The sequence below is a fragment of the Lipingzhangella halophila genome, from assembly GCF_014203805.1.
GTDB classification, from domain to species: Bacteria; Actinomycetota; Actinomycetes; order Streptosporangiales; family Streptosporangiaceae; genus Lipingzhangella; species Lipingzhangella halophila.
This window is the reverse complement of record NZ_JACHJT010000001.1, coordinates 3,722,410-3,743,120: the sequence shown is the minus strand read 5'-3', so window position 1 is coordinate 3,743,120 and position 20,711 is coordinate 3,722,410. Positions and strand designations below refer to the sequence as shown.

Genomic DNA, 20,711 nt, shown 5'->3' with positions numbered 1-20,711 from the left:
TACTGACCAGGACTGGGAGGACGTCACCGGCATGCTGCTCATTCCATGCCCGTGGTGCGGACCACGTGACGAGGCCGAGTTCGGCTACGGCGGGCAGGCCCGCGTGGCCTACCCCGAGGACCCGTGGGCGCTGGACGACGCCGCGTGGGCCGAATACCTGTTCGTCCGGGACAACCCCGAGGGCTGGTTCGCCGAGCGCTGGTTCCATAGGGCGGGCTGTCGCCGCTGGTGCGACGTCATGCGCGACACCGCGACCAACCGGATCGCCGGCTCCGGCCCCACCGGAGCGGAGCTCCCGGAGGTGACCCGGTGACCGGATACCGCAATATCCCCGTTGAGGAGGGCAGCGAGGCCACGGTCAGCTTCAACGGCCGGGAGCTCGCCGCCCGCGCCGGAGAGCCGCTGGCCGCCACCCTGCTGGCCAACGGTGTGCGCACGGTCGGCTCCGGGATCTACTCGGACCGCCCGCGCGGCATCGTCGGGCTCGGTCCCGAGGAACCGTGCGGCTACGTCCGGGTCGACTCCGCGCCCACCGAGAGCATGGTCCAGGCCACGCGGGTCGAGGCGTACGACGGCCTGTGCGCCAGGTCGCTCAAGGGGTACGCCAGGCTGCCCGAAGGCGAGGAGGCGCCCCGCGGCGACCGCGTGTGGGCGCACTGCGACGTGCTGGTCGTGGGCGCGGGCCCCGCTGGGGTCGCGGCGGCCGCGGCCGCCGCCCGGGCCGGGGCGCGGGTCATCCTGGCCTGCGACGGCCCGCAGCCCGGCGGCGGGCTCGCCGGGGCGTGGGCGGTGGCGGAGGACGCCGCCGCGCGCGAGTGGCAGGACTCGCGGATCGCCGCTCTCAGCGACGAGCCGGAGCTGCGCCTGCTCACCCGTACCACCGTGACCGGCCTCTACGACCATGGTGAGGCGGTGGCCCTGGAGCACCGGCCGCACGCCGCCGCGAGCGGCGGCGCCGTGCACCGGCTCTGGCACATCCGGGCCCGCCGCACTGTACTGGCCACCGGCAGCTCCGAGCGGCCGATCGCGTTCGAGGGCAACGACCGTCCCGGCGTCATGCTCGCCGGCGCCGCCGCGGGCTACGCCCGGCGGCACGGGGTGCTCGCCGGCCACCGGGTCGTCGTGTTCGGCTGCCACGACGAAGCCCTGTGGGCGGCCGTCGCGCTGCACGACGCCGGCAGCACACTCGTCACGGTGGCCGACGCCCGGCCCACGCCGGGCTCGGCCCCGGTTGCCGCGCTGTACGAGCGCGGGGTCGGGGTGCTCACCGCCAGCGGGGTCACCCGGACCGCGGGCGGGGCCGGCGGGGTCGTGAGCGGAGCCACGGTCGCCCCGATCGACGCGCACGGGAACGCCACCGGCGAGGGGCGCTCGTTCCCCTGCGACCTGCTCGCCGTGTCCGGCGGCCACGACCCGGTCACCGCGCTCGCCGCGCACAGCGGTGGGCGGAAACGCTGGTCGGCCGAGCACGCGGCGTTCCTGCCCGCCGAGGTTCCGCCCGGGATGCACGTCGCCGGCGCCGCCACCGGGATCCGGAACCCGGCGGCCGCCCGCGACCAGGGCGAGCGAGCCGGGCACACGGCCGCGGTTGAGGCGCTGTCGGGGGAACCGGCTCTGGAGGCCGCCGAGGTGGCCAGCGGCGCGGACGTGGACACGGGGTCCGGACACACGCCGCCGATGGCGCTGTGGACGGTCACCGACTCCCGGACCGACGAACGGCGGATGTTCGTCGACCTGCACCGGGACGCCACGCTCGCCGGCATCCGCGACGCCATCGCCGCCGGGATGTCCTCCATCGAGCACATCAAGCGCTACACCACCATCGGCACCGGTCCCGACCAGGGGCGGACGTCGGGTGTGCCCGCAACGGGCATCGTGGCGGGCCTGCTCGGCCGCACGATGGACGAGGTCGGCGGGACCGGAAGCCGCCCGCCGTGGGTGCCGGTACCGCTCACCGCGGTTGCGGGCCGTGATGTCGGGGAGTTGTTCGACCCCGCGCGCCGTACCCCCATGCACGAGTGGCACGTTGCCCAGGGAGCGGTGTTCGAGGACGTTGGCCAGTGGAAACGGCCCCGGTACTTCCCGCGGGACGGCGAGGACATGCGCGCGGCGCTGCTGCGCGAGTGCGGTGCCGCACGCGAGAGCGTCGGAGTCCTGGACGCCTCCACCCTCGGCAAGATCATGGTCGAGGGGCGCGACGCCGGGACGTTCCTCGACCGGATCTACGCCAACAACTTCTCCACACTGCGGCCGGGACGCTGCCGCTACGGGGTCATGTGCAAGGCCGACGGCATGGTGCTCGACGACGGTGTGGCCGTGCGGCTTTCCGACACCCAGTACATGTGCACCACCACCTCCGGCAACGCCGACACCGTCCGCGCCTGGCTGGAGGAGTGGGCCCAGACCGAGTGGCCGGACCTGTGTGTGCACATCACCGACGCCACCGACCACTGGGCCACCGTCAGCGTCGTGGGGCCGCGCTCGCGCGACGTCGTGGCGCGGCTCGCCCCCGGCGAGGACCTCTCCGCCGAGGGCTTCGAGTTCATGACGTACCGCGACACCACACTGGTCGACGGGGTGCCCGCCCGGCTCCTGCGGGTCAGCTTCACCGGTGAGCTGAGCTTCGAGATCAACGTGCCCGCGTGGTACGGCAGGGCCGTCTGGGAGGCCGTCATGGCGGCCGGACAGCCCTACGGCGTCACGCCCTACGGCACCGAGAGCATGCACCTGCTCCGCGCGGAGAAGGGGTTCATCGTCGTGGGCCACGAGACCGACGGCACCGTGACCCCGGTCGACGTCGGGCTGGGCTGGGCGGTGTCCAAGCGCAAGGACTTCGTCGGCAAGCGTTCGCTTTCGCGTCCCGACACCGCGCGCGAGGACCGCGAGCAGTTGGTCGGGCTGCTGCCCGAGGACGGCGAGCACGTGGTCGCCGAGGGGGCGCAGTTGGTGGCCGAGCAGCCGGGCGCGGCCCCGGTGCCCTTGCAGGGGCACGTCACGTCCTCCTATCTCAGCGCCGCGCTGGGCCGGTCGTTCGCGCTCGGTCTGCTGCGCGAGGGGCGGCACCGGCACGGCGACCGGGTATACGCCGTACACCTGGACCAGGCGGTGCCGGTGCTCGTGACCGACCCGGTGTTCTACGACAAGGAGGGAAGTCGGCGCGATGGATGAGGCCGTGAACGGAACGGTTCCGTTGCCGCGCATCGAGCGGCAGAGTCCCGCCGGGCACCTCGCCGAACGGTGTGCGGCCACCGGGTCCGAGCAGACCGTGACACTCTACGAAGTACCCTTCCTTGCCCAGGTGGAGCTGCGGGTCGATCCGGGGGAGGAGCGGTGCGCGGCACGTACGGCGGGTGAGTTCCTGGGCTGCGCGCTGCCCGAACCGGGACGCTGGACCGGGAACGGCCGGCCGTACGCCCTGTGGAGCGGCCCCGGCTGGTACCTGATTGTTGACGACACCGCGACGGGGCGCGGCCTCACGGCCGGGCTGGCGGCGGCGGTGGGAGGCGAGTACGGCGCGCAGTGCGCCAGCGTCGTCGACGTCTCGGCCCACCGCACCGTGCTGGAGCTGCGTGGCCCGCGGGCACGTGATGTCCTCGCGCACGGGTGCGACCTCGACCTGCACCCGCGGGTGTTCGGGCCCGGGAACTACACGCACACGCTGCTTGCCAAAGCCACAGTGGGCCTGCAGCAGCTCGACGCCGGGCCGACCTACCGCCTCCTGGTGCGGGCTTCCTACGCCGATTACCTGGTCAACTGGCTACTGGATGCGATGCACGAGCATACGGCGGTGCACTGATGAACGCCGGACCGGAGTTCGGGGGTGCCGGGCCGGCCCGTATGGGCGGGCGGGCGCTGCCGGGCCCCGGTTCCGGCATGACCCCGTCAACCCCGTCGATAGGATCGTTAAACACCCTCTCACCTGCGAAAATAGATTATGGAACGTTCCTGTCCAGGAACACTGCCGACTTCGCCACTATCGTGGTGGCCATGGCTTCCAACGACCACCGCGCAGGAAACAGTCCGAACACAATCGAACAAGCACGGTTCGAGCGGGGGTCGGGTGGTGGATCGGACCCAGCCAAGGGCAGCACCGGAACGACCAGCAAGGATGGCGCGCCCGTCCAGTCGGTGGACCGCGCGATCACGGTCCTGGAGATCCTCGCCCAGCACGGCGAGGCCGGGGTCACCGAGATCGCGGCCGAACTCGGGGTGCACAAGTCCACGGCGTTCCGGCTCGTCGGCGCGCTCGAACGGCGCGGCCTGGTTGAACAGCCGGGCCTGCGTGGCAAGTACCAGTTGGGTTTCGGGATCATCCGTCTGGCTGGCGCCATGGCGGCGGGCCTGGACCTGACTCAGCAGAGCCGCCGGGTCTGCGAGGATCTGGCCGCCGATCTGGGCGAGACGGTGAACATCGCGATTCCGAGCGGGGACATGGTCATCAACATCGACCAGGTCCGCGGGGCGTCCGCGGTGGTGAGCCAGAACTGGATCGGCCGCCAGAACCCCCTGCACTCCACCTCCAGCGGCAAGGTGCTGCTGGCCTTCATGCCCAAGTCGGACCAGAGGAGGGTACTGCGAGGGCACCTCGAGGAGGTGACTCCCAGCACCATCACTGATCCCGAGTTGTTGCGCGCGGAGCTCGACGAGATCACCGAACGCGGCTTCGCCACTGCTGTCGAAGAGCTTGAGGTCGGCCTCAACGCTGTCGCCGCCCCCGTCCGCGGCCTGACCGGCGAGGTCGTGGCCGCAGTAAGCGCATCCGGTCCCTCGTACCGGATGGAGGAAGACAAGCTGCTCGCGCTCGGCGAGACCGTCCTGAAGGCCGCCGAGGAGATCTCGACCCGCATGGGGCACATGCCCGCTGCCTGACCCCCAGCTCCGCTGCGGGACTACCGTCGGCGCCGCGCGCTGGGAACCGTCCCAAGCGCCGCGGCGACGGTACCCGTTGCATCCTGCACGAGCCGGTCCACCGAATGGGAGATGTCCAGGGTGCTGCCGTTCTCGTCGGGCTGCAGCGGCTCCAGTGTCGCCATCTGCGAGTCCAGGAGCTCGACCGGCATGAAGTGGCCAGAGCGCTCCCGCAGCCGGTCGGCGATGAGGTCGCGCGGGCCGTCCAGGTGCACGAAGCGAACGTCGGGCGCACCCCCGCTCAGGTGGTCCCGGTAGGCGCGCCGTAGTGCCGAGCAGGCCATGATGGTCGACTGGCGGCTGCTCTCGTGGTCCGCCATCCACCGCGCCAGCGCGGCGAGCCAGGGGCGGCGGTCCTCGTCGGTCAGCGGCTCCCCCCGCGCCATCTTCTCGGTGTTCCGGCGCGGATGGAACTCGTCGGCCTCGGCGAAGGGCAGCTCCAGTCGCTCGGCCACGCGTCCGGCGACCGTGCTCTTGCCGCTCCCTGAGACACCCATGAAGACGAAGTGCATGCTCTGGTCTCCCCCCTGGTTTTCCCTGGTCCCGCCTATCGTGGCATGAATAGTGTTACCAATGATGTCCACTAGCGTTCCATGCGCACCCCACACCAGAGCGAAGGAGCCCCATGAGCGGCGACACCGACCGTCGTACCCTGCACAACAGGGTGCTCGCCGTACTGGGCCCGGCGATCGTCGCCGGGGAGTACGAGCCCGGTCACGTGTTCACGCTCGAACGCCTGGAACGCGAGTACGGGGTCTCGCGGACCGTGGTGCGCGAGGCCGTGCGGGTGTTGCAGTCGATGCGGCTCGTGCACAGCCGCCCGCGCACCGGTGTCCAGGTTCGCCCGGGCGAGGAGTGGAGCGTGTTCGACCCGCAACTGATCCGCTGGCGGTTGGCGGGGACGGGCCGCATGGCCCAGTTGCGCTCGCTGACCGAGCTGCGCGCGGCGATCGAGCCCCCGGCCGCCGCCGCGGCCGCACGCAACGCCTCGCGCGATCGGCGTACTCCGGTGGTCGAGCTCTGCGAGCGGATGACGGCGGCTGGACAGGCGGGTGACCAGGAGGAGTTCCTGCGGCTGGACATCGAGTTCCACCGGCGGATCCTGCACCTTTCCGGCAACGAGATGTTCGTGGGTCTCACCGGGGTCGTCGCCGAGGTGCTCACCGGCCGTACCGAGTACCACCTGATGCCGCGCCCGCCCAGGGCCGAGGCGCTGCGGCTGCACGCCCACGTCGCCGGGGCGATCCGCGACGGCCTTCCGGATGTGGCCCAGGCGGCCATGCGGGCGATCGTTGGCGAGGTCGACGAGGCTCTCAGCGAGGCCGAAGGGGGCGCGAACCGCTGAGCGCGGGCCGCGCCCCCTTCCGCCGGGAGTCCGGAACGGCGTCGGATTGGGCGTCAGAACAGCAGGCTGCCGACGCAGGCGAGCACGAAACCGGTGAAGCCGATCAGGGTCACCATGACCGTCCAGGTGCGCAGTGTCGTGGGGACGTCCATGCCGAGGAACCGGCCCACCAGCCAGAAGCCGGAGTCGTTGACGTGGGACAGCGCTGTGGCGCCACAGGCGATCGCGATCACGATCAGCGCCATGTCCACGCTCGACAACCCAGAGGCCCCTTCAACGGCCGGCGCGATCAGGGCGGCGGCCGTGGTCAGCGCCACCGTGGCCGAGCCCTGCGCCACCCGCAGCGCCAGCGCGATGACGAACGCCGCCACGATGACCGGCAACCCGGTGGCGGCAAGCGTGGACTCCAGTGCGGTGCCGACGCCGCTGACGCGCAGCACCCCGCCGAACATCCCGCCGGCCCCCGTGATCAGGATGATTGCGCACACCGGCCCGAGCGCGTCGTTGCAGATGCGCTCGACCCGCTCGCGCGAGAACCGGCGGAGCCCCAGAACGAAAACGGCCACGATCGCGGTGATGAGCAGCGCGATGGGCGTCTCGCCGACCAGCGTCAGCCCCAGGACCCACAGCGAGCCCTCGTCGAGTGTTCCGGTGGTCACCAGGGTCGCGGTGCCGGTGTTGCCGAAGATCAGCAGCATCGGCAGCAGCAGGATCCCGATGACCGTGAACAGGTGCGGAGGGCGCTCGTAGGCGAGCTCGCCCTCGGAGGTGAAGTCCTCGGGAACGGGCAGCTCGATGCGGCGTCCGGCGTAGAACGAGTACAGGTAGCTGGCGATGAACCAGGTCGGGATCGCCAGTACCAGGCCGACGACGAGGGTCATGCCCATGTCGGCGCCGATCTGGTCGGCCGCGGCCACCGGGCCCGGGTGCGGCGGGACGAAGGCGTGCATGGTCGCGAACGCGCCGGCCGCGGGCAGCGCGTACAGCAGAACGGAGCCGCCGAGCCGCCGGGCCACGCTGAAGATGATCGGCAGCATGACGATCAGGCCGGCGTCGAAGAAGATCGGGAAGCCGAACAGCAGGGAGGCGATACCGAGAGCCAGCGGCGCGAGCCGGGGGCCGAACGCAGCGATCAGGGCGTGGGCGAGAACGGCGGCGCCGCCGGTGACCTCCAGCATCCGGCCGATCATCACCCCGAGGCCGACCAGTAGGCCGACACTCGCCAGTGTCTCCCCGAAGCCCTGCATCAGGGTGGGGACGATGTCCGCGAGGGGAATCTGGGTCGCCAGCGCGACCAGCAGGCTGGTCAGCACCAGCGAGACGAACGGGTGCAGCCGCACCTTCACGACGAGGAGCAGTAGGAACGCGATCGCGGCGCCGGCGATCAGCAGGAGGGGGCCTGTGCCATAGGCGGGCTCGATGGCTTCCAACGGTGCCTCCGGGGGCGAGGGATGGGATTAACACACGGTTGACGTGCGCCTTCGCAATAGTGACCGCAATGGTAATATCATTGCGGTGCAGGTGGGATACCCCTCTTCGCAAATCGTTATCCGGTGCCGCACTGTGGGCCCTGGGCGGCGGCCCGCCGGGTTAAACCAGGCAGTAATTTCGCCTCGGGCATCCCGCCACGCGGGGACATGCGAAGGCCATGGCGGCTCAGCGACAGCGGCGGTCCTCCGCGACGGGGCCAGCGAGATCGCGGATCTTGAAGAGTAGGGCGCATGCTCGGGCTGACCAGTTCAGGTACGCCTGTACGAGTGGGCCCCAGCGGCGGTCCCACGCCTGCTGGACCGGGACCGTTCGCGACCGAGGTGCCGGTGGTAGTGCTCATCCTGGACGGCGGCGCTATGCTTCGCACCGATACGGGTGTGGAGGCGGCCTTGGGCCGCTGCGACTCGGTGTTTCTCCCAGTCGACTCCGGAGGGGCCGGGACGAGGGTGCGGGCCACCTGGTCGCGGTCACTGTGGACGGCGACTGATCCGGGAAGCGGTGGGTGGAAGCGAGAGGACTCGCCTACGGCTCCTCCGGTGGTTCGGCTGTGTCGCGGATGTCGCGTTCTCGCACGTCCTTGAGAACGTTGGCGACCGCGCGGAAGTCGTTGTCGACATGGAGCACTATAAGGTCGTGGTGCACGGCGGTCGCGCAGATGAGCAGGTCAGTCGGGCCTGCGGCGCGGTGCTGTCCTCGCTGGGTGAGCTTGTACTGCGCCGTATCGACCCAGCGCCAGGCGTTCTTTGGTACCGACACCGGCCGGCACATAGCGTCGAGGTCGCTCGCCAGGTCGTCACGGTGTTCTGGGCCCGTGGCTGAATAGAGAAGCTCGGCCCTCGTGGGCTCGCATGCGCGGAAGCTTCCGGTCGCGATGTGTGCGGTCCAGGGCGTGAGCGCGCCTGGTGTGCGGAACAGGTGCCATAGAGCGGACGTGTCCAGCAGGAAGCCGATCACTGGAAGGAGTCCCGCCACGCACGTTTCGCCGCGGCGTGCGCGGCTGCGGCCTGATCGAACTCACCGCGCGCGCCGCGCTCCGCGAGCCGTTCCGCGGCTTCCAGCCGCCTCACGCGTTCGACGTACTCGCGCAGGGCCGTGTTGACGGTCTCCTTCTTGGTGCGAGCCCCCATGAGCCGCATGGCCTCGTCCAGGACTACCTCGTCCAAGTCGATCTGTGTCGCCGTCATGGCCGCCTCCGCAATGTTGGTGGCATCTATATAAATGATACATGACCACCATGCCCCGACCCACAACAAGGACAGGGCCATGGCGGGCAGAGGCGGCCGGGACGGAGCGCTTCAGTTCAGGGTGGCGCCGACCTTGACGTGCCCCTTTAGCAGGTCGCGGGCGATGGTGCGGCGCTGGATCTCGTCGGTGCCCTCGAAGATCCGGAGCAGCCGGAGGTCGCGGTACCACCGTTCGATCGGCAGCTCGCGCGTGTAGCCCATGCCGCCGTGGATCTGCATCACGCGATCGACGATCTCATTGGCCTTCACGCCACCGAAGACCTTGGCGATGGACTGCGCGTGCCGGGAGTCGACCCCCTGTTCGACCTGCCATGCGGCGTGCAGCACCAGCAGCCGCAGCGCCTCGATCTCCACCTGGGAGTCGGCGATCATCCACTGGATGGCCTGCCGATCGGCGATGGGCGCCCCGAACGTCTCGCGGGTCTTGGAGTGCTCGATGGCCATGTCGAGCATGCGCTCGCAGCCGCCGAGGGCGCGGGCGGGCAGCAGGAAGCGGCCCTTGCCGATCCACTGCATGGCCAGGGGGAAGCCCTTGCCGACCTCGCCGAGCACGGCGTCGTCGGGGACCCGGACGTCGTCCAGGAGGATGGAGGCGGGCCGGCGCTCGCCCATGGTGTCGATGGGCTCGGAGGTCCACCCGTGGTCGCGGTCCACGAGGAAGCAGGTCACGCCGCCGTCGGCGCCGAGCTCCTTGTCGGTCACGGCGAACACCATCGCGAAGTCGGCTTCGTGGCCACCGGTGATGAACGTCTTCTCGCCGTTGATCACCCACTCGTCGCCGTCCTTGACGGCGGTTGTACGGATCGCCTTGGCGTCGGAGCCGGCGCCGGGCTCGGTGATGGCGAAGCAGGATTTGCGCTCGCCGGAGATGGTGGGCAGCAGGTAGCGCTGCTTCTGCTCCTCGTTCGCGTGGTAGAGGATGTTGTCGGCGTCTCCGCCGAACCTGAACGAGATGAAGGAGCGCCCCAGCTCGGTCTCGACGATGGCGGCGCTGATCGCGTCGAGCTCCATGCCTCCGTACTCGGCCGGGGTCTGCACGCCCCAGAAGTCGGACTTCTTGGCGAGCTGCTGCAGCTCCGTCCGCTCCTTCTCGGTGAGGCCGGGCTCCTCACCACGGCGTTCGCGGAGCAGTACGTCGTTCTCCAACGGCATGAGCTCGCGTCTGACGAAGGTCCGGACCCAGTCGCGGATCTCTCGCTGCTCATCGGTCAGCGAAAAGTCGACCATGTTCGGCTAACCCCATTTCCTGTTCACCACTGCGCGGATAACCTAACGGTGTTTGGTTTTAAGCGTAGGTGGTTGCCAGGACCCTAGGCAAGCGCCTGCGCAGCGCGGCTGATCGTGCAAAGATCGCTGTGACCGGCATGCGAAAGCGGCATGGGAAGGGAGTAGAGGTGGGACGACCCAGGACGCCGATCCTCAGTCGCGAAGGGATCCGCGCTACCGCGCTGACCCTCGTCGACCGCGACGGCCTGGAAGGACTGTCCATGCGCAAACTCGCCCAGGAGCTGGACGTGCAGGCCGCCTCGCTCTACAGCCACTACCGGACGAAGGACGAGCTCCTCATCGACATCGCCGACGAGGTCACGCTCAGCATCGACGTCTCGGGCTTCGAGACCGGCGGCTGGCGGCACGGGCTGACGGTCTGGGCACGCTCCTACCGGGCCGCCCTCGCCGCACACCCCAACCTGGTCCCGTTCATCGCCGCCGGCCCCGGCCGCCGCGAGGAGGCACTGCGCCGCGCCGACGCCGTGCACGGCGGACTGGTCGCGGCCGGGTGGCCGCCGAGGTACGCGACCCTCATTGGCGCGTCCACGAAGTACCTGGTGGTCGGGGCCGCGATGAACTCGTTCGCGCGGGGGTTCGACGACGACGTCCGGGTCTACCGCGATCGTTACCCGAACCTGTCCCAGGCCCACCGGCTGTCCGAACACGCCGCCGAGATCGACGAGGCCAGCTTCGAGCTGGCGCTCTCGTCGTTCCTCGACGGCCTCTCGAACGTGTACTCGCGGGAGGCCGTCTCCGACCGGTGACGGGACCGCGGCCGACCGGAGCCCGAACCGCCCCGTGCGTCCCTGCCTACCGAACGCGTTTAACCAGCAGCGATCCCGGCAGTGGAGCCCCAGGAAGACACGATGTTCGACCTGGGGCGGGCCCGCCCGGGCGGAGTGAGGCACGGCCACGGGTCCCGGTTCGGAGGTGATCGACGTGCGGATTGTGTGGACCGCGGTAGCTGGGGCCGCCCTCGCCACGGCGGCGTACCGCGCCCGGAAGCGACGGCCGGTGGCCGATCTCAGGGGCCGGACCGTCCTCGTGACGGGCGGTTCCCGCGGCCTGGGACTGCTCCTCGCGCGCGGGTTCGGTGCCGCGGGCTGCCGCGTGGTGATCTGCGCCCGCGACGACGACGAGCTGCAGCGGGCGCTGAAGGACCTGAGCGCCCGCGACATCGATGCCCACGGCCTGGTGTGCGATCTGCGCGACCCGGCCGAGACCGCCACCATGGTGGAGCGAGCGAGCGGCAGCGGCGGGCTGGACATCGTGGTCAACAACGCCGGGGAGATCCAAGTGGCGCCCGTGGACGCAACCACGCGGGGCGCCTTCGAAAGCGCCATGGGCGCGATGTTCTGGGGGCCGCGGGACGTCGCCGACGCGGCCCTGCCCCATCTGCGTGAACGCGGCGGCACCCTGGTGAACATCACCTCCATCGGCGGCAAGGTGAGCCCACCGCACCTACTTCCCTACTCGTGCGCGAAGTTCGCGCAGGTAGCCCTGTCCGAAGGGCTCGACGCCGAGCTGTCGAAGAGCGGCGTGCGCGTCCTCACCGTCGTCCCCGGCCTGATGCGTACGGGCTCGCACCGCAGGGCGGTGTTCTCCGGAGCGCCCGCACGCGAGTACACCTGGTTCGCGCTGGGGGCGAGCCTGCCGCTCGTCTCCATGAGCGGCGAGCGTGCGGCCAGCCGCATTGTCGAGGCCGTGCGCTGCCGGCAGCGTTACCTGGTGCTGCACCCGCTGACGCGCGCCGCGATGGCCACGCACGGCGCCTTCCCGCGGCTCACCCTGATGGGCCTGCGCACGATGAACCGGGTGCTGCCCGAGTCGGCCGGCGAGCCCGCGACCTCCGGTCTCGACGCCTCCGCCCGCGCCGACAACGCGCTCCTTCGCGCTCTCACCCGACTCAACGACCGGGCGAGCGAGCGGCTCAACCAGTTCGTTCCCACCGATCCGCGCCGGGACGGGGAGGGGCGCGGCCCGGACGTCTCCCGAACGCGTCAGCGGCCGTAGCGGCGCGCCTTCGAGCGGCGCCGCGGCTCTTCGAGCGCGCGGCCCTTCCTGCGCCGGCGCGGGGCGGGCCGAGGCCGAGCTGGCGGCGCCTGCCCGGGGCGCGCCGTCGAGCGCGGGTGCCGTTTGGTTCCGCTGCCGGCGGCTGTGGGCGTGCGGCTGCCCGTCACGAAACGGCCCGATAGCGGACCCGGTACGTGCCCCTCATGACCCTTCGCGGAGCGGCTCAGGACGTCAGCGCGGGGGTGTGCGTGGTTTCCCCGGGGGTGCGGTCCTCGCGGGCCGAACGGCACGTCTGCATGATCTCCGCCGCCACCGCGCGCGGGTTGTCCGCCATCGGGATGTGGCCGCAGCCCAGGAGCATGACCTGGCGGGCGTGCGGGATCCGGCGCTGTGCGCGCTGGGCGCCACTGGGCGGGAGCAGCCGGTCGCGGTCGCCCCATGCGATGGTCACCGGACAGGGGACGTTCGGTGCGGCGAACGAGTACCGCGCGACGATGGGGGCCAGCCGCACGAACGGGGAGTCGGAGGAGAGTTTGCGCGCGTCGAACCGGATGTGCTGTGCCGACTCCGCGGCGTGGTCGCCGCGCAGGATCCGGCGGGCGGCCGCCCGGCCGGGACGGGAACCGGCGGCGGCCAGCCGCACCGGCTCCGGTATCCGCGCCGCCGCCCTGGCGCTGTGCGCGAGGAGCCGGAACCCGGCCCTGGTGGCCACGGCATTGAACCCTACGGGGGACAGCGCCGTGACGGAGGCCGCGACCCCCCGCGCGCCGAGCTCCAGCGCGATCGCCCCGCCCAGCGAGTTGCCGGCGAAGTGCGGACGCTGCAGACCCAGCTCGGCGCACATGAGCTGGACCGTGTCGACCAGCGAGCGGAGGTCGTAGGGGTCGCCGGTGGGCGGCCCCGATGACTTCCCGAATCCCGGAAGGTCAAGCGCGATCACCTCATGGTGCTTGGCGAGGCGCTTCATGACCTTCTTCCACGCCTGGCGGCGGTGCCCCAGACCGTGCAGCAGCACGATGGGGCTGCCGGCACCCTTGCGGTCGTAGACGATCCGAGTCTCCCCCATGCCCATCAGGTGTACCCGATCGCGCCGCCACGCGTGAAGGAGAGCGGGCGGCGGTCCGCGCCTCGTTGTGCCCTGCCAGGGCTCCCGACGGCGGAGCCGTTGCGGCCCCACTCCGGCCTCCTGCCGTCCGACCGCTGGCCGCGGCCCCGGAACGGGCGGCATAGTTGGAACATGATCTCCGCGGACACCACCGCCACACCGCGCCGCCCCACCTCCGCAGCGGACCTGGCCAGCGCCCTTTCCGATGTCGAATACCTCGCCGACGACGGCCTGGCGACCGCCGGGTACCTCGCGTTGCGCCTGGGCCGCCCCCTGTTCCTGGAAGGCGACGCCGGGGTCGGCAAGACCGCGTTCGCCCAGGCGCTGGCGCAGGCGACAGGGGCACACTTCGTCCGGCTGCAGTGCTACGAAGGGCTTGACGCCGCGCAGGCCCTCTACGACTGGGACTTCACCCGGCAGATCCTGCACCTGCGGACCGTCGAGGCGGCGGCGCACGCCGCCGGCGAGCGCCCCGACGCCGCGAAGCTGGAGGCGAGCCTGTACGACCGGCGGTTCCTCATCGCCCGGCCACTGCTCGAAGCGTTGGAGAACACGCCTTCGGTGCTGCTCGTGGATGAGATCGACCGCGCTGACGACGAGTTCGAGGCGTTCCTGCTGGAGGTGCTCTCCGAGGCGGCGATCAGCATCCCCGAGCTCGGCCGGGTCGTCGCCGCGGAACCGCCGCTGACCGTGCTGACCAGCAACCGCACGCGCGAGGTGCACGACGCGCTCAAGCGGCGCTGCCTCTACCACTGGGTGGAGCATCCCAGCTTCGACCGCGAGGTGGCGATCCTGCGCCGCAGGCTGCCCGACATCACCGAGCGACTGGCCAGCGACGTCGCCTCGGCGATCCGCCGTATGCGCGAACTCGACCTGATCAAGCCGCCCGGTGTCGCCGAGTCGCTGGACTGGGCCAACGCCCTGGCCACCCTCGGCGCACGCGCGCTGGACCCCGATCTGGCCGCGGCGACGCTCGGCGCCGTCCTGAAATACCGCGAGGACGCCGAGCGGGTCCGCTCGACCGACATCGCGGACCTGCTGGGGGCGTGACCGATGGCGGGCGCGGGCCGAGAGCGCGACATCACGGAGATCCTCGTGGGGTTCGCCCGTACCCTGCGCAGCGCTGGCGTCGACGCCACCCCCGACCGGGTGCAGGCCATGCTCAGAGCGGCGGGCGCGCTCGGTGTCGCCGACCGCGAGAGCGCGTACTGGGCCGGCCGGCTCACCCTGTGCGGTGAGCCCGACGACATCCCGACCTACGACGCCGCCTTCGCGGCGTACTTCACCGACGCGCCGGCGCTCCCCCCGAAACCCCAGATCCCGGCGCCCACCGTCCGGCGGCCGACCATCCTGTTCGCCCCCCGCCCGGCCGGTGGGGGAGCCGGCTCCGACGACCGCGAGGAGACAACGGTCGCCTCGATGGCCAGCGACACCGAGGTGCTGCGGTACCGCGACATCGCTGTCCTGTCCGCGGCCGAGCGCGACGAGGTGCGGCGGATGCTGTCGCTGCTCGCCCCGGGCGCGGCGCCGCGCCGCACCCGGCGGCTACAGCCGGCCGCGCGCGGCCCGGTAGACCCGCGCGGCACCGTGCGCCGCATGCTGCGCCAGGCGGGCGAGCCCACGCGGCTCGCGCGCCGGCGCCGGAGGGCCAAGCCGCGCCGCCTGGTGCTGCTGCTGGACGTCTCCGGGTCGATGGCGCCCTACGCCGACGCGCTGCTGCGGTTCGGGCACGCGGCGGTGCGCCGGCGGCCCACCCTGACCGAGGCGTTCACCGTGGGCACCCGGCTCACCAGGGTCACCCGGGCACTGCGCCACCGGGATCCGGACGTCGCGCTGGGCGCGGTGAGCCGGACCATCCCCGACTGGCACGGCGGGACCCGGCTCGCCGACTCGGTCAAGGCGTTCCTCGACCGCTGGGGACGGCGCGGCACCGCGCGCGGGGCGATCGTGGTGATCTGCAGCGACGGGTGGGAGCGGGGCGACCCCGCCGAGCTCGCGGAGCAGGTGGCGCACCTGGCGCGGCTCGCGCACAGACTGGTGTGGGTGAACCCGCACCGGGGTAAACCCGGCTACGCACCCCTGGCCGGGGGCATGGCGGCAGTGCTTCCGTATCTGGACGACTTCGTCGCGGGCCACAGCCTGGCGAGCTTCGAGGAGCTTGTCGGGGTCGTCTCGCGCGCGTAGGCTCCGGCACCGCGGGCGGCGCGCCGGGGAAGAAGCCCCGCGGCCAGCGGTTGCGCCCACACGCATAATGGCCGGGTAACTTTGCGAAAGCAATCCGTGATCAAGGTCGTGACACCCTTGCGCGGACCGCCGCGGGGGACTTTGCTGGATACCCAGTGCGCACCCGGACTTCGCGCCGCCCAGTGGAACACGGAGTCACGGCTACGAGGAGGTGGAGCACGCCGCGGTGCCCCGGTGACGTGCTGCGAACGGGGCCGGTGGACCAAGACCGCCGGTACCGGGCGAGTAGGGAGAGCGCCCCGGAGGCGCCCTGAATCATCCACGGCCAGACAAGCGCTGTCACACGCGGGAGTGCCCATGAGCCGGATCAGTATGACAGTCGACGGAGTCCGCTACGACGATGACGTCGACCCCCGCACACTTCTAGTCCACCACCTGCGCGAACGCCTCGGCAAAGTCGGCACGGTAGTGGGCTGCGACACCACCAACTGCGGCGCCTGCACCGTCCTCATGGACGGCCAGGGCGTCAAGAGCTGCACCGTCCTGGCCCCGCAGGCTGATGGCCACACGGTCGACACGATCGAGGGCCTGGCCGGGCAGGACGGCAAACTGCACCCGGTCCAGCAGGCGTTCCACGAGCGCCACGCACTGCAGTGCGGCTACTGCACGCCAGGGATGATCATGGCTGCGGTCGACCTGCTCGCCGAGAACCCCGACCCCACCGAGGACGAGGTCCGCGAGGGGCTTGAGGGCAACCTCTGCCGGTGCACCGGCTACCAGAACATCGTCCGGGCGGTACGCGACGCCGCCGCGGTCATGCGCGCCGAGGTCCCGGCGCCGCGCGAGTCCGCGAGCGAGACGGTGGAAGGCACCGCTCCCACCTCGACCGAGGAGGTGGCGCGATGACCGCCACCGAAGCGGGGCCGGGAACGCAGGTCGGGGCCGCCCTCGGCCGCAAGGAGGACGCCCGGCTGATCACCGGCCGCACCATGTGGACCGACAACATGACGCTGCCGGGGATGCTGCACCTGGCGATCCTGCGTAGCCCCATGGCCCACGCACGGATCACGCACATCGATGTCGGGCCCGCGCGCGAGTCGCCCGGGGTGATCACCGCGTTCACCGGGAGCGATGTCGCCGACATCCAGGGCAGCCTGCCGTGTGCGTGGCCGGTCACCGAGGACACGGCGGTGCCCGACTACCCACCGCTGGCCGTTGGCGAGGTACGGCACACCGGTGAGCCGGTAGCGGTGGTCGCCGCGCGCGACAAGGCGAGTGCCGAGGACGCCCTGGAGCTGATCGAGGTCGACTACGAGCCGTTGCCCGTGGTCCTCGACATGGAGGCCGCGCTCGCCGACGACGCGCCGCTGGTTCACCAGGACCAGGGCAGCAACAAGTGCTACACGTGGACGTTCGACTCCGCGCAGGCGGGCACCGGTGACGACGTCACCGCCGCCGAGTCCGGCTCCGAGGTCGTCGTCCGGCGGCGCTTCACCCAACAGCGCCTCATTCCCGCGTTCATGGAGCCGCGCAGCACCGTGGTCGACCCCACCGGGGACCAGATCACGATGTGGTCGGCCACGCAGATCCCGCACATCCTGCGGTTGATGCTCGCCATGACCACCGGCACGCCCGAGCACAAGATACGTGTCGTGGCGCCGGACGTCGGCGGTGGTTTTGGCGGCAAGCTGCAGGTGACGCCGGAGGAGTTCATCGCGTTCGTCGCGGCGAACCGGACCGGCCGCCCGGTGAAGTTCACCGAGAGCCGCTCCGAGACGATGATGTCCGCGCACCACGGGCGGGACCAGATCCAGGACGTCACCATCAGCGCCAGCAGGGACGGCACCCTGACGGGACTTTCGGTGCGGCTGCTCGCGAACATGGGCGCCTACCTGGGCATCGTCACGCCCGGCGTGCCGATCCTCGGCGCGTTCATGTACAACGCGATCTACAAGATCCCCGCGTACCGGTTCGAGTGCACGGGCGTCTTCACCAACACCACCAAGACCGACGCCTACCGTGGGGCCGGCCGCCCCGAGGCGACGTTCGCGATCGAGCGCGCCATGGACGATCTCGCCGCCGAGCTGGGCATGGACCCGATCGAGCTGCGCCGCCGGAACTGGATCAACCACGACGAGTTCCCGTTCACGACGATCTCGACCCTGACCTACGACTCCGGCAACTACGAGGCGGCCACCGAGCGCGCCAAGGAGCTGTTCGGCTACGACGAGCTGCGCCGTGAGCAGGAGCGGCGCCGGGCTTCGGGCGACACCGTGCAGCTCGGCATCGGCGTGTCCACCTTCACCGAGATGTGCGGCCTCGCGCCGTCGCGGGTGCTGGGGTCGCTCAACTACGGGGCGGGCGGCTGGGAGAGCGCGAGCGTGCGCGTGCTGCCGACCGGCAAGGTGGAGGTCATCACCGGCACCTCCCCGCACGGCCAGGGGCACGAGACCGCGTGGAGCCAGATCGCGGCCGACCAGCTCGGCGTGCCGTTCGAGGACATCGAGGTGCTGCACGGCGACACCCGCAGCTCACCCAAGGGGCTGGACACCTACGGGTCGCGGTCGCTGGCCGTTGGCGGGGCCGCGCTCGTGCACGCCTGCGAGAAGGTCGTCGACAAGGCGCGGCCCATCGCGGCCCACATGCTGGAGTGCGACCCCGCTGACCTGGAGTTCACGGAGGGCGCGTTCCGGGTGCGGGGCAGCCCCGAGTCCGCCAAGACGATCGCCGAGTGCTCACTGGCGGTCTTCACATCGCACGACCTGCCCGAAGGGATCGAGCCGAGCATCGACTCCGACGCCACGTTCGACCCGGCGAACTTCTCGTTCCCGCACGGAAGCCACCTGTGCGCGACCGAGGTGGACACCGAGACCGGCCAGGTGCGGATCCGGTCCTACGTCGCGGTGGACGACGTCGGCCGGGTGGTCAACCCGACCATCGTCGAGGGGCAGGTGCACGGCGGCATCGCGCAGGGCATCGCCCAGGCGCTCTACGAGGAGGCCAGCTACGACGCCGACGGCAACCTGCTCGCCGGTACGTTCGTTGACTACCTCGTGCCCAGCGCGGCCGACCTGCCCGACTTCATCACCGACCGCACCGAGACCCCGGCGCCGGACCACCCGCTCGGCGCGAAGGGGGTGGGCGAGGCCGGAACGATCGCGTCCACACCGGCCGTGGTCAACGCGGTCGTCGACGCGCTGCGGCCCTCGGGCGTCACCGACGTCCCGATGCCGTGCACGCCGGAACGTGTCTGGCGGGCGGTCCGAAACGCGGAGGGGAGTGAGCGGTCGTGATCCCGGCCCAGTTCGAGTACAGCCGGCCCGCTGGTGTGCAGGAGGCCGTACGGGCCCTCGCCGACGGCGGTGAGGACGCCAAGGTGCTCGCCGGCGGGCAGAGCCTGATCCCGATGCTGCGCATGCGGTTGGCGGTGCCGTCCCTGGTCGTGGACCTCGGCGGGGTCTCTGACATGCGCGGGGTGCGCGACGATGGCGACGCCCTGGTCATCGGGTCGATGACCACGCACGATCAGGTGCTGCACGACCCGATGGTGCGCGAGCACGCGCCGCTGATCGTGCAGGCGACGTCGACCGTGGCCGACCGCCAGGTGCGGCACATGGGCACGTTCGGCGGGTCGCTCGCGCACGCCGACGCGGCGGGCGATCTGCCCAGTGTCGCGGTCGCCCTCGACGCCACGTTCGAGGTCGAGGGGCCCGGCGGGCGGCGCACCGTTCCGGCCGACGAGTTCTTCGTCGACTATTTGACCAGCGCGATCTCGCCCGACGAGGTTCTGGTCTCGGTCCGGGTGCCCAAGCTCTCCGGCTGGGGCACGCACTACGAGAAGTTCAACCGAGTGGCGCAGGCCTGGGCTCTCGTCGGGGTCGCCGCGGCCGTCCAGCGGTCCAACGGGACGATCTCCGACGCGCGGGTCGCGCTGACCAACATGGGTGCCACCCCGATCCGGGCGAGGGGAGTCGAGGAGGCGCTCATCGGCGCGCCGGCGACCTCCGACGCCCTCGCGTCGGCCGCCCAGCGGGCCGGTGAGGGGGCCGAACCGAGCAGTGACCTGTCGGCCTCGGCGGAGTACCGGACGCATCTCGCCACTGTGCTCACCGGCCGCGCCGTTGCCGCGGCCGGCGGGATCTGACCGTGGCCGACAACGAAAGGAGCAGCAGCCGTGCGGCTTGACCACGACTTCACTGTGCCGGCACCCGTCTCCGAGGCATGGCAGGTGCTGTTGGACGTGCCGCGGATCGCTCCCTGCATGCCGGGGGCGACACTCTCCGAGTTCGACGGCGAGACGTTCACGGGCACGGTGAAGGTCAAGCTCGGCCCGGTCTCGCTCACCTACCGCGGGTCGGGCCGCTTCGTCGAGACCGACGAGGCGGCCCGCCGGGTCGTGATCGAGGCCTCGGGCAAGGAGAGCCGTGGCTCGGGCACGGCGCGGGCCACCGTGACCGCCACCCTGGTGGCCGAGGACGAGTCGACCACCCGGGTCGATGTCGGCACCGACCTCACCGTCACGGGTCGCCCGGCGCAGTTCGGCCGGGGGATGCTGTCCGATGTCGGCGCGCGGCTCATCGGCCAGTTCGCCGACTGCCTCGCGCGGACCCTGGCGGGAGAGGACACGGCGGCCTCAGGAGGCGCGGCGGGGGCCGAGAAGGGCGCTGCCGAGTCAACGCCGGCGCCCGCAGCGTCCGAGGAGGAGCCCCCCTCCGGCGCCGAACAACCGGCCCGCGGCGGCGAGAACGAGGCCGGGAAAGAGGCTGAGCGAGAGGTGCAGCCCATCGACCTCTTCGAGGTCACCGGTGTCCGGGAGAAGGCCCGCAAGGCCGCTCCTTACGCACTGGCCTCCGCGGCCGCCGGCGCCGTCCTCTACCTGATCAGACGGAGACGCCGGAACAGGTAACCCGATGGCCTGCAACGGAGCAGGGAACGGTGGGGCCCGTGCGCGTGCGCACGGGCCCCACCATCGTGCCGGGCCCGCCTCACCCGAGTGCCGCAGCCTTCCGGGGGCGGGGGTCGATGCTCGGTGCGGTGCCCGATGGTGGCGCGCCCGACGGGAGCGGCGAGGACGGCGGATGGGTCGGGTTGCTGGTAACCGGCACGGGTGGCGGGCGGTTGGGCGCCCAACGAGGCAGCGAGGGCGGTGGAT

At 71.4% G+C, this 20,711-nt stretch carries 19 protein-coding genes; 13 read left to right on the top strand and 6 right to left on the bottom strand.

Annotated features, from left to right (window positions below; translation table 11 throughout):
* Nucleotides 1–31 precede the first annotated feature (31 nt).
* From F4561_RS17245 to F4561_RS17230, 4 genes are all read left to right on the top strand, one after another.
* A complete protein-coding gene (locus F4561_RS17245; RefSeq protein ID WP_184580341.1) occupies nt 32–313 on the top strand; it encodes a sarcosine oxidase subunit delta in 282 nt (93 codons plus the stop codon).
* A complete protein-coding gene (locus F4561_RS17240; protein ID WP_184580339.1) occupies nt 310–3,168 on the top strand; it encodes an FAD-dependent oxidoreductase in 2,859 nt (952 codons plus the stop codon). The genes F4561_RS17245 and F4561_RS17240 overlap by 4 nt, the downstream gene beginning before the upstream one ends.
* On the top strand, nt 3,161–3,796 hold the full coding sequence (locus tag F4561_RS17235; protein ID WP_184580337.1) for a sarcosine oxidase subunit gamma: 636 nt from the start codon (nt 3,161–3,163) through the stop codon (nt 3,794–3,796). The genes F4561_RS17240 and F4561_RS17235 overlap by 8 nt, the downstream gene beginning before the upstream one ends.
* A gap of 332 nt (nt 3,797–4,128) precedes the next feature.
* Nucleotides 4,129–4,869, top strand: coding sequence for an IclR family transcriptional regulator (locus F4561_RS17230; RefSeq protein WP_312885609.1), 741 nt, complete (start codon nt 4,129–4,131; stop codon nt 4,867–4,869).
* 20 nt (nt 4,870–4,889) lie between these two features.
* On the opposite strand, the gene F4561_RS17225 is transcribed toward F4561_RS17230, so the two are convergent.
* Nucleotides 4,890–5,420: a gluconokinase gene (locus tag F4561_RS17225; RefSeq protein WP_184580333.1), complete on the bottom strand. Its 531-nt coding sequence runs from the start codon at nt 5,418–5,420 to the stop codon at nt 4,890–4,892.
* 113 nt (nt 5,421–5,533) lie between these two features.
* Here F4561_RS17225 and F4561_RS17220 point away from each other — a divergent pair, with 113 nt between their 5' ends.
* Nucleotides 5,534–6,253: a FadR/GntR family transcriptional regulator gene (locus F4561_RS17220; protein ID WP_184580331.1), complete on the top strand. Its 720-nt coding sequence runs from the start codon at nt 5,534–5,536 to the stop codon at nt 6,251–6,253.
* 53 nt (nt 6,254–6,306) lie between these two features.
* Here the strand turns inward: F4561_RS17220 and F4561_RS17215 are convergent, their stop codons facing one another.
* From F4561_RS17215 to F4561_RS17200, 4 genes are all read right to left on the bottom strand, one after another.
* The gene (locus tag F4561_RS17215) at nt 6,307–7,683 is read right to left on the bottom strand and encodes a GntP family permease (protein ID WP_184580329.1); all 1,377 of its coding nucleotides are present in this window, start codon (nt 7,681–7,683) and stop codon (nt 6,307–6,309) included.
* Nucleotides 7,684–8,266: 583 nt separating this feature from the next.
* On the bottom strand, nt 8,267–8,698 hold the full coding sequence (locus tag F4561_RS17210; protein WP_184580327.1) for a PIN domain-containing protein: 432 nt from the start codon (nt 8,696–8,698) through the stop codon (nt 8,267–8,269).
* Nucleotides 8,695–8,928, bottom strand: a complete 234-nt coding sequence (locus F4561_RS17205) for a type II toxin-antitoxin system VapB family antitoxin (protein ID WP_184580325.1) — start codon at nt 8,926–8,928, stop codon at nt 8,695–8,697. Before F4561_RS17205 ends, F4561_RS17210 begins: the two co-directional genes overlap by 4 nt.
* A gap of 111 nt (nt 8,929–9,039) precedes the next feature.
* Nucleotides 9,040–10,215 carry an acyl-CoA dehydrogenase family protein gene (locus F4561_RS17200; protein WP_184580323.1) on the bottom strand — a complete coding sequence of 392 codons (1,176 nt, stop codon included), beginning with the start codon at nt 10,213–10,215 and terminating at the stop codon, nt 9,040–9,042.
* A 167-nt stretch (nt 10,216–10,382) separates the two neighbouring features.
* Here F4561_RS17200 and F4561_RS17195 point away from each other — a divergent pair, with 167 nt between their 5' ends.
* Nucleotides 10,383–11,021: a TetR/AcrR family transcriptional regulator gene (locus F4561_RS17195; protein WP_184580321.1), complete on the top strand. Its 639-nt coding sequence runs from the start codon at nt 10,383–10,385 to the stop codon at nt 11,019–11,021.
* 175 nt (nt 11,022–11,196) lie between these two features.
* On the top strand, nt 11,197–12,270 hold the full coding sequence (locus F4561_RS17190; protein WP_184580319.1) for an SDR family NAD(P)-dependent oxidoreductase: 1,074 nt from the start codon (nt 11,197–11,199) through the stop codon (nt 12,268–12,270).
* A 223-nt stretch (nt 12,271–12,493) separates the two neighbouring features.
* Here the strand turns inward: F4561_RS17190 and F4561_RS17185 are convergent, their stop codons facing one another.
* A complete protein-coding gene (locus tag F4561_RS17185) occupies nt 12,494–13,336 on the bottom strand; it encodes an alpha/beta fold hydrolase (protein ID WP_246437217.1) in 843 nt (280 codons plus the stop codon).
* A 171-nt stretch (nt 13,337–13,507) separates the two neighbouring features.
* On the opposite strand from F4561_RS17185, the gene F4561_RS17180 reads away from it, so the two are divergent.
* From F4561_RS17180 to F4561_RS17155, 6 genes are all read left to right on the top strand, one after another.
* Nucleotides 13,508–14,425: an AAA family ATPase gene (locus tag F4561_RS17180; RefSeq protein WP_184580315.1), complete on the top strand. Its 918-nt coding sequence runs from the start codon at nt 13,508–13,510 to the stop codon at nt 14,423–14,425.
* Nucleotides 14,426–14,428: 3 nt separating this feature from the next.
* On the top strand, nt 14,429–15,559 hold the full coding sequence (locus F4561_RS17175) for a vWA domain-containing protein (RefSeq protein WP_184580313.1): 1,131 nt from the start codon (nt 14,429–14,431) through the stop codon (nt 15,557–15,559).
* A gap of 357 nt (nt 15,560–15,916) precedes the next feature.
* The gene (locus tag F4561_RS17170; RefSeq protein ID WP_184580311.1) at nt 15,917–16,465 is read left to right on the top strand and encodes a (2Fe-2S)-binding protein; all 549 of its coding nucleotides are present in this window, start codon (nt 15,917–15,919) and stop codon (nt 16,463–16,465) included.
* The gene (locus F4561_RS17165; RefSeq protein WP_184580309.1) at nt 16,462–18,852 is read left to right on the top strand and encodes a xanthine dehydrogenase family protein molybdopterin-binding subunit; all 2,391 of its coding nucleotides are present in this window, start codon (nt 16,462–16,464) and stop codon (nt 18,850–18,852) included. The genes F4561_RS17170 and F4561_RS17165 overlap by 4 nt, the downstream gene beginning before the upstream one ends.
* Complete coding sequence (locus tag F4561_RS17160; protein WP_184580307.1) at nt 18,849–19,703, top strand: FAD binding domain-containing protein; 855 nt, start codon at nt 18,849–18,851, stop codon at nt 19,701–19,703. The genes F4561_RS17165 and F4561_RS17160 overlap by 4 nt, the downstream gene beginning before the upstream one ends.
* Before the next feature lie 30 nt (nt 19,704–19,733).
* On the top strand, nt 19,734–20,465 hold the full coding sequence (locus tag F4561_RS17155) for an SRPBCC family protein (RefSeq protein ID WP_184580305.1): 732 nt from the start codon (nt 19,734–19,736) through the stop codon (nt 20,463–20,465).
* Nucleotides 20,466–20,711 lie beyond the last annotated feature (246 nt).

Coding starts and splice junctions, on each gene's coding strand:
- F4561_RS17245 (WP_184580341.1), top strand. CDS start 32: ATGCTGCTCATTCCATGCCCGTGGTGCGGACCACGTGACGAGGCCGAG.
- F4561_RS17170 (WP_184580311.1), top strand. CDS start 15,917: ATGAGCCGGATCAGTATGACAGTCGACGGAGTCCGCTACGACGATGAC.
- F4561_RS17205 (WP_184580325.1), bottom strand. CDS start 8,928: ATGACGGCGACACAGATCGACTTGGACGAGGTAGTCCTGGACGAGGCC.
- F4561_RS17175 (WP_184580313.1), top strand. CDS start 14,429: ATGGCGGGCGCGGGCCGAGAGCGCGACATCACGGAGATCCTCGTGGGG.
- F4561_RS17220 (WP_184580331.1), top strand. CDS start 5,534: ATGAGCGGCGACACCGACCGTCGTACCCTGCACAACAGGGTGCTCGCC.
- F4561_RS17235 (WP_184580337.1), top strand. CDS start 3,161: ATGGATGAGGCCGTGAACGGAACGGTTCCGTTGCCGCGCATCGAGCGG.
- F4561_RS17200 (WP_184580323.1), bottom strand. CDS start 10,215: ATGGTCGACTTTTCGCTGACCGATGAGCAGCGAGAGATCCGCGACTGG.
- F4561_RS17225 (WP_184580333.1), bottom strand. CDS start 5,420: ATGCACTTCGTCTTCATGGGTGTCTCAGGGAGCGGCAAGAGCACGGTC.
- F4561_RS17165 (WP_184580309.1), top strand. CDS start 16,462: ATGACCGCCACCGAAGCGGGGCCGGGAACGCAGGTCGGGGCCGCCCTC.
- F4561_RS17180 (WP_184580315.1), top strand. CDS start 13,508: ATGATCTCCGCGGACACCACCGCCACACCGCGCCGCCCCACCTCCGCA.
- F4561_RS17185 (WP_246437217.1), bottom strand. CDS start 13,336: ATGGGGGAGACTCGGATCGTCTACGACCGCAAGGGTGCCGGCAGCCCC.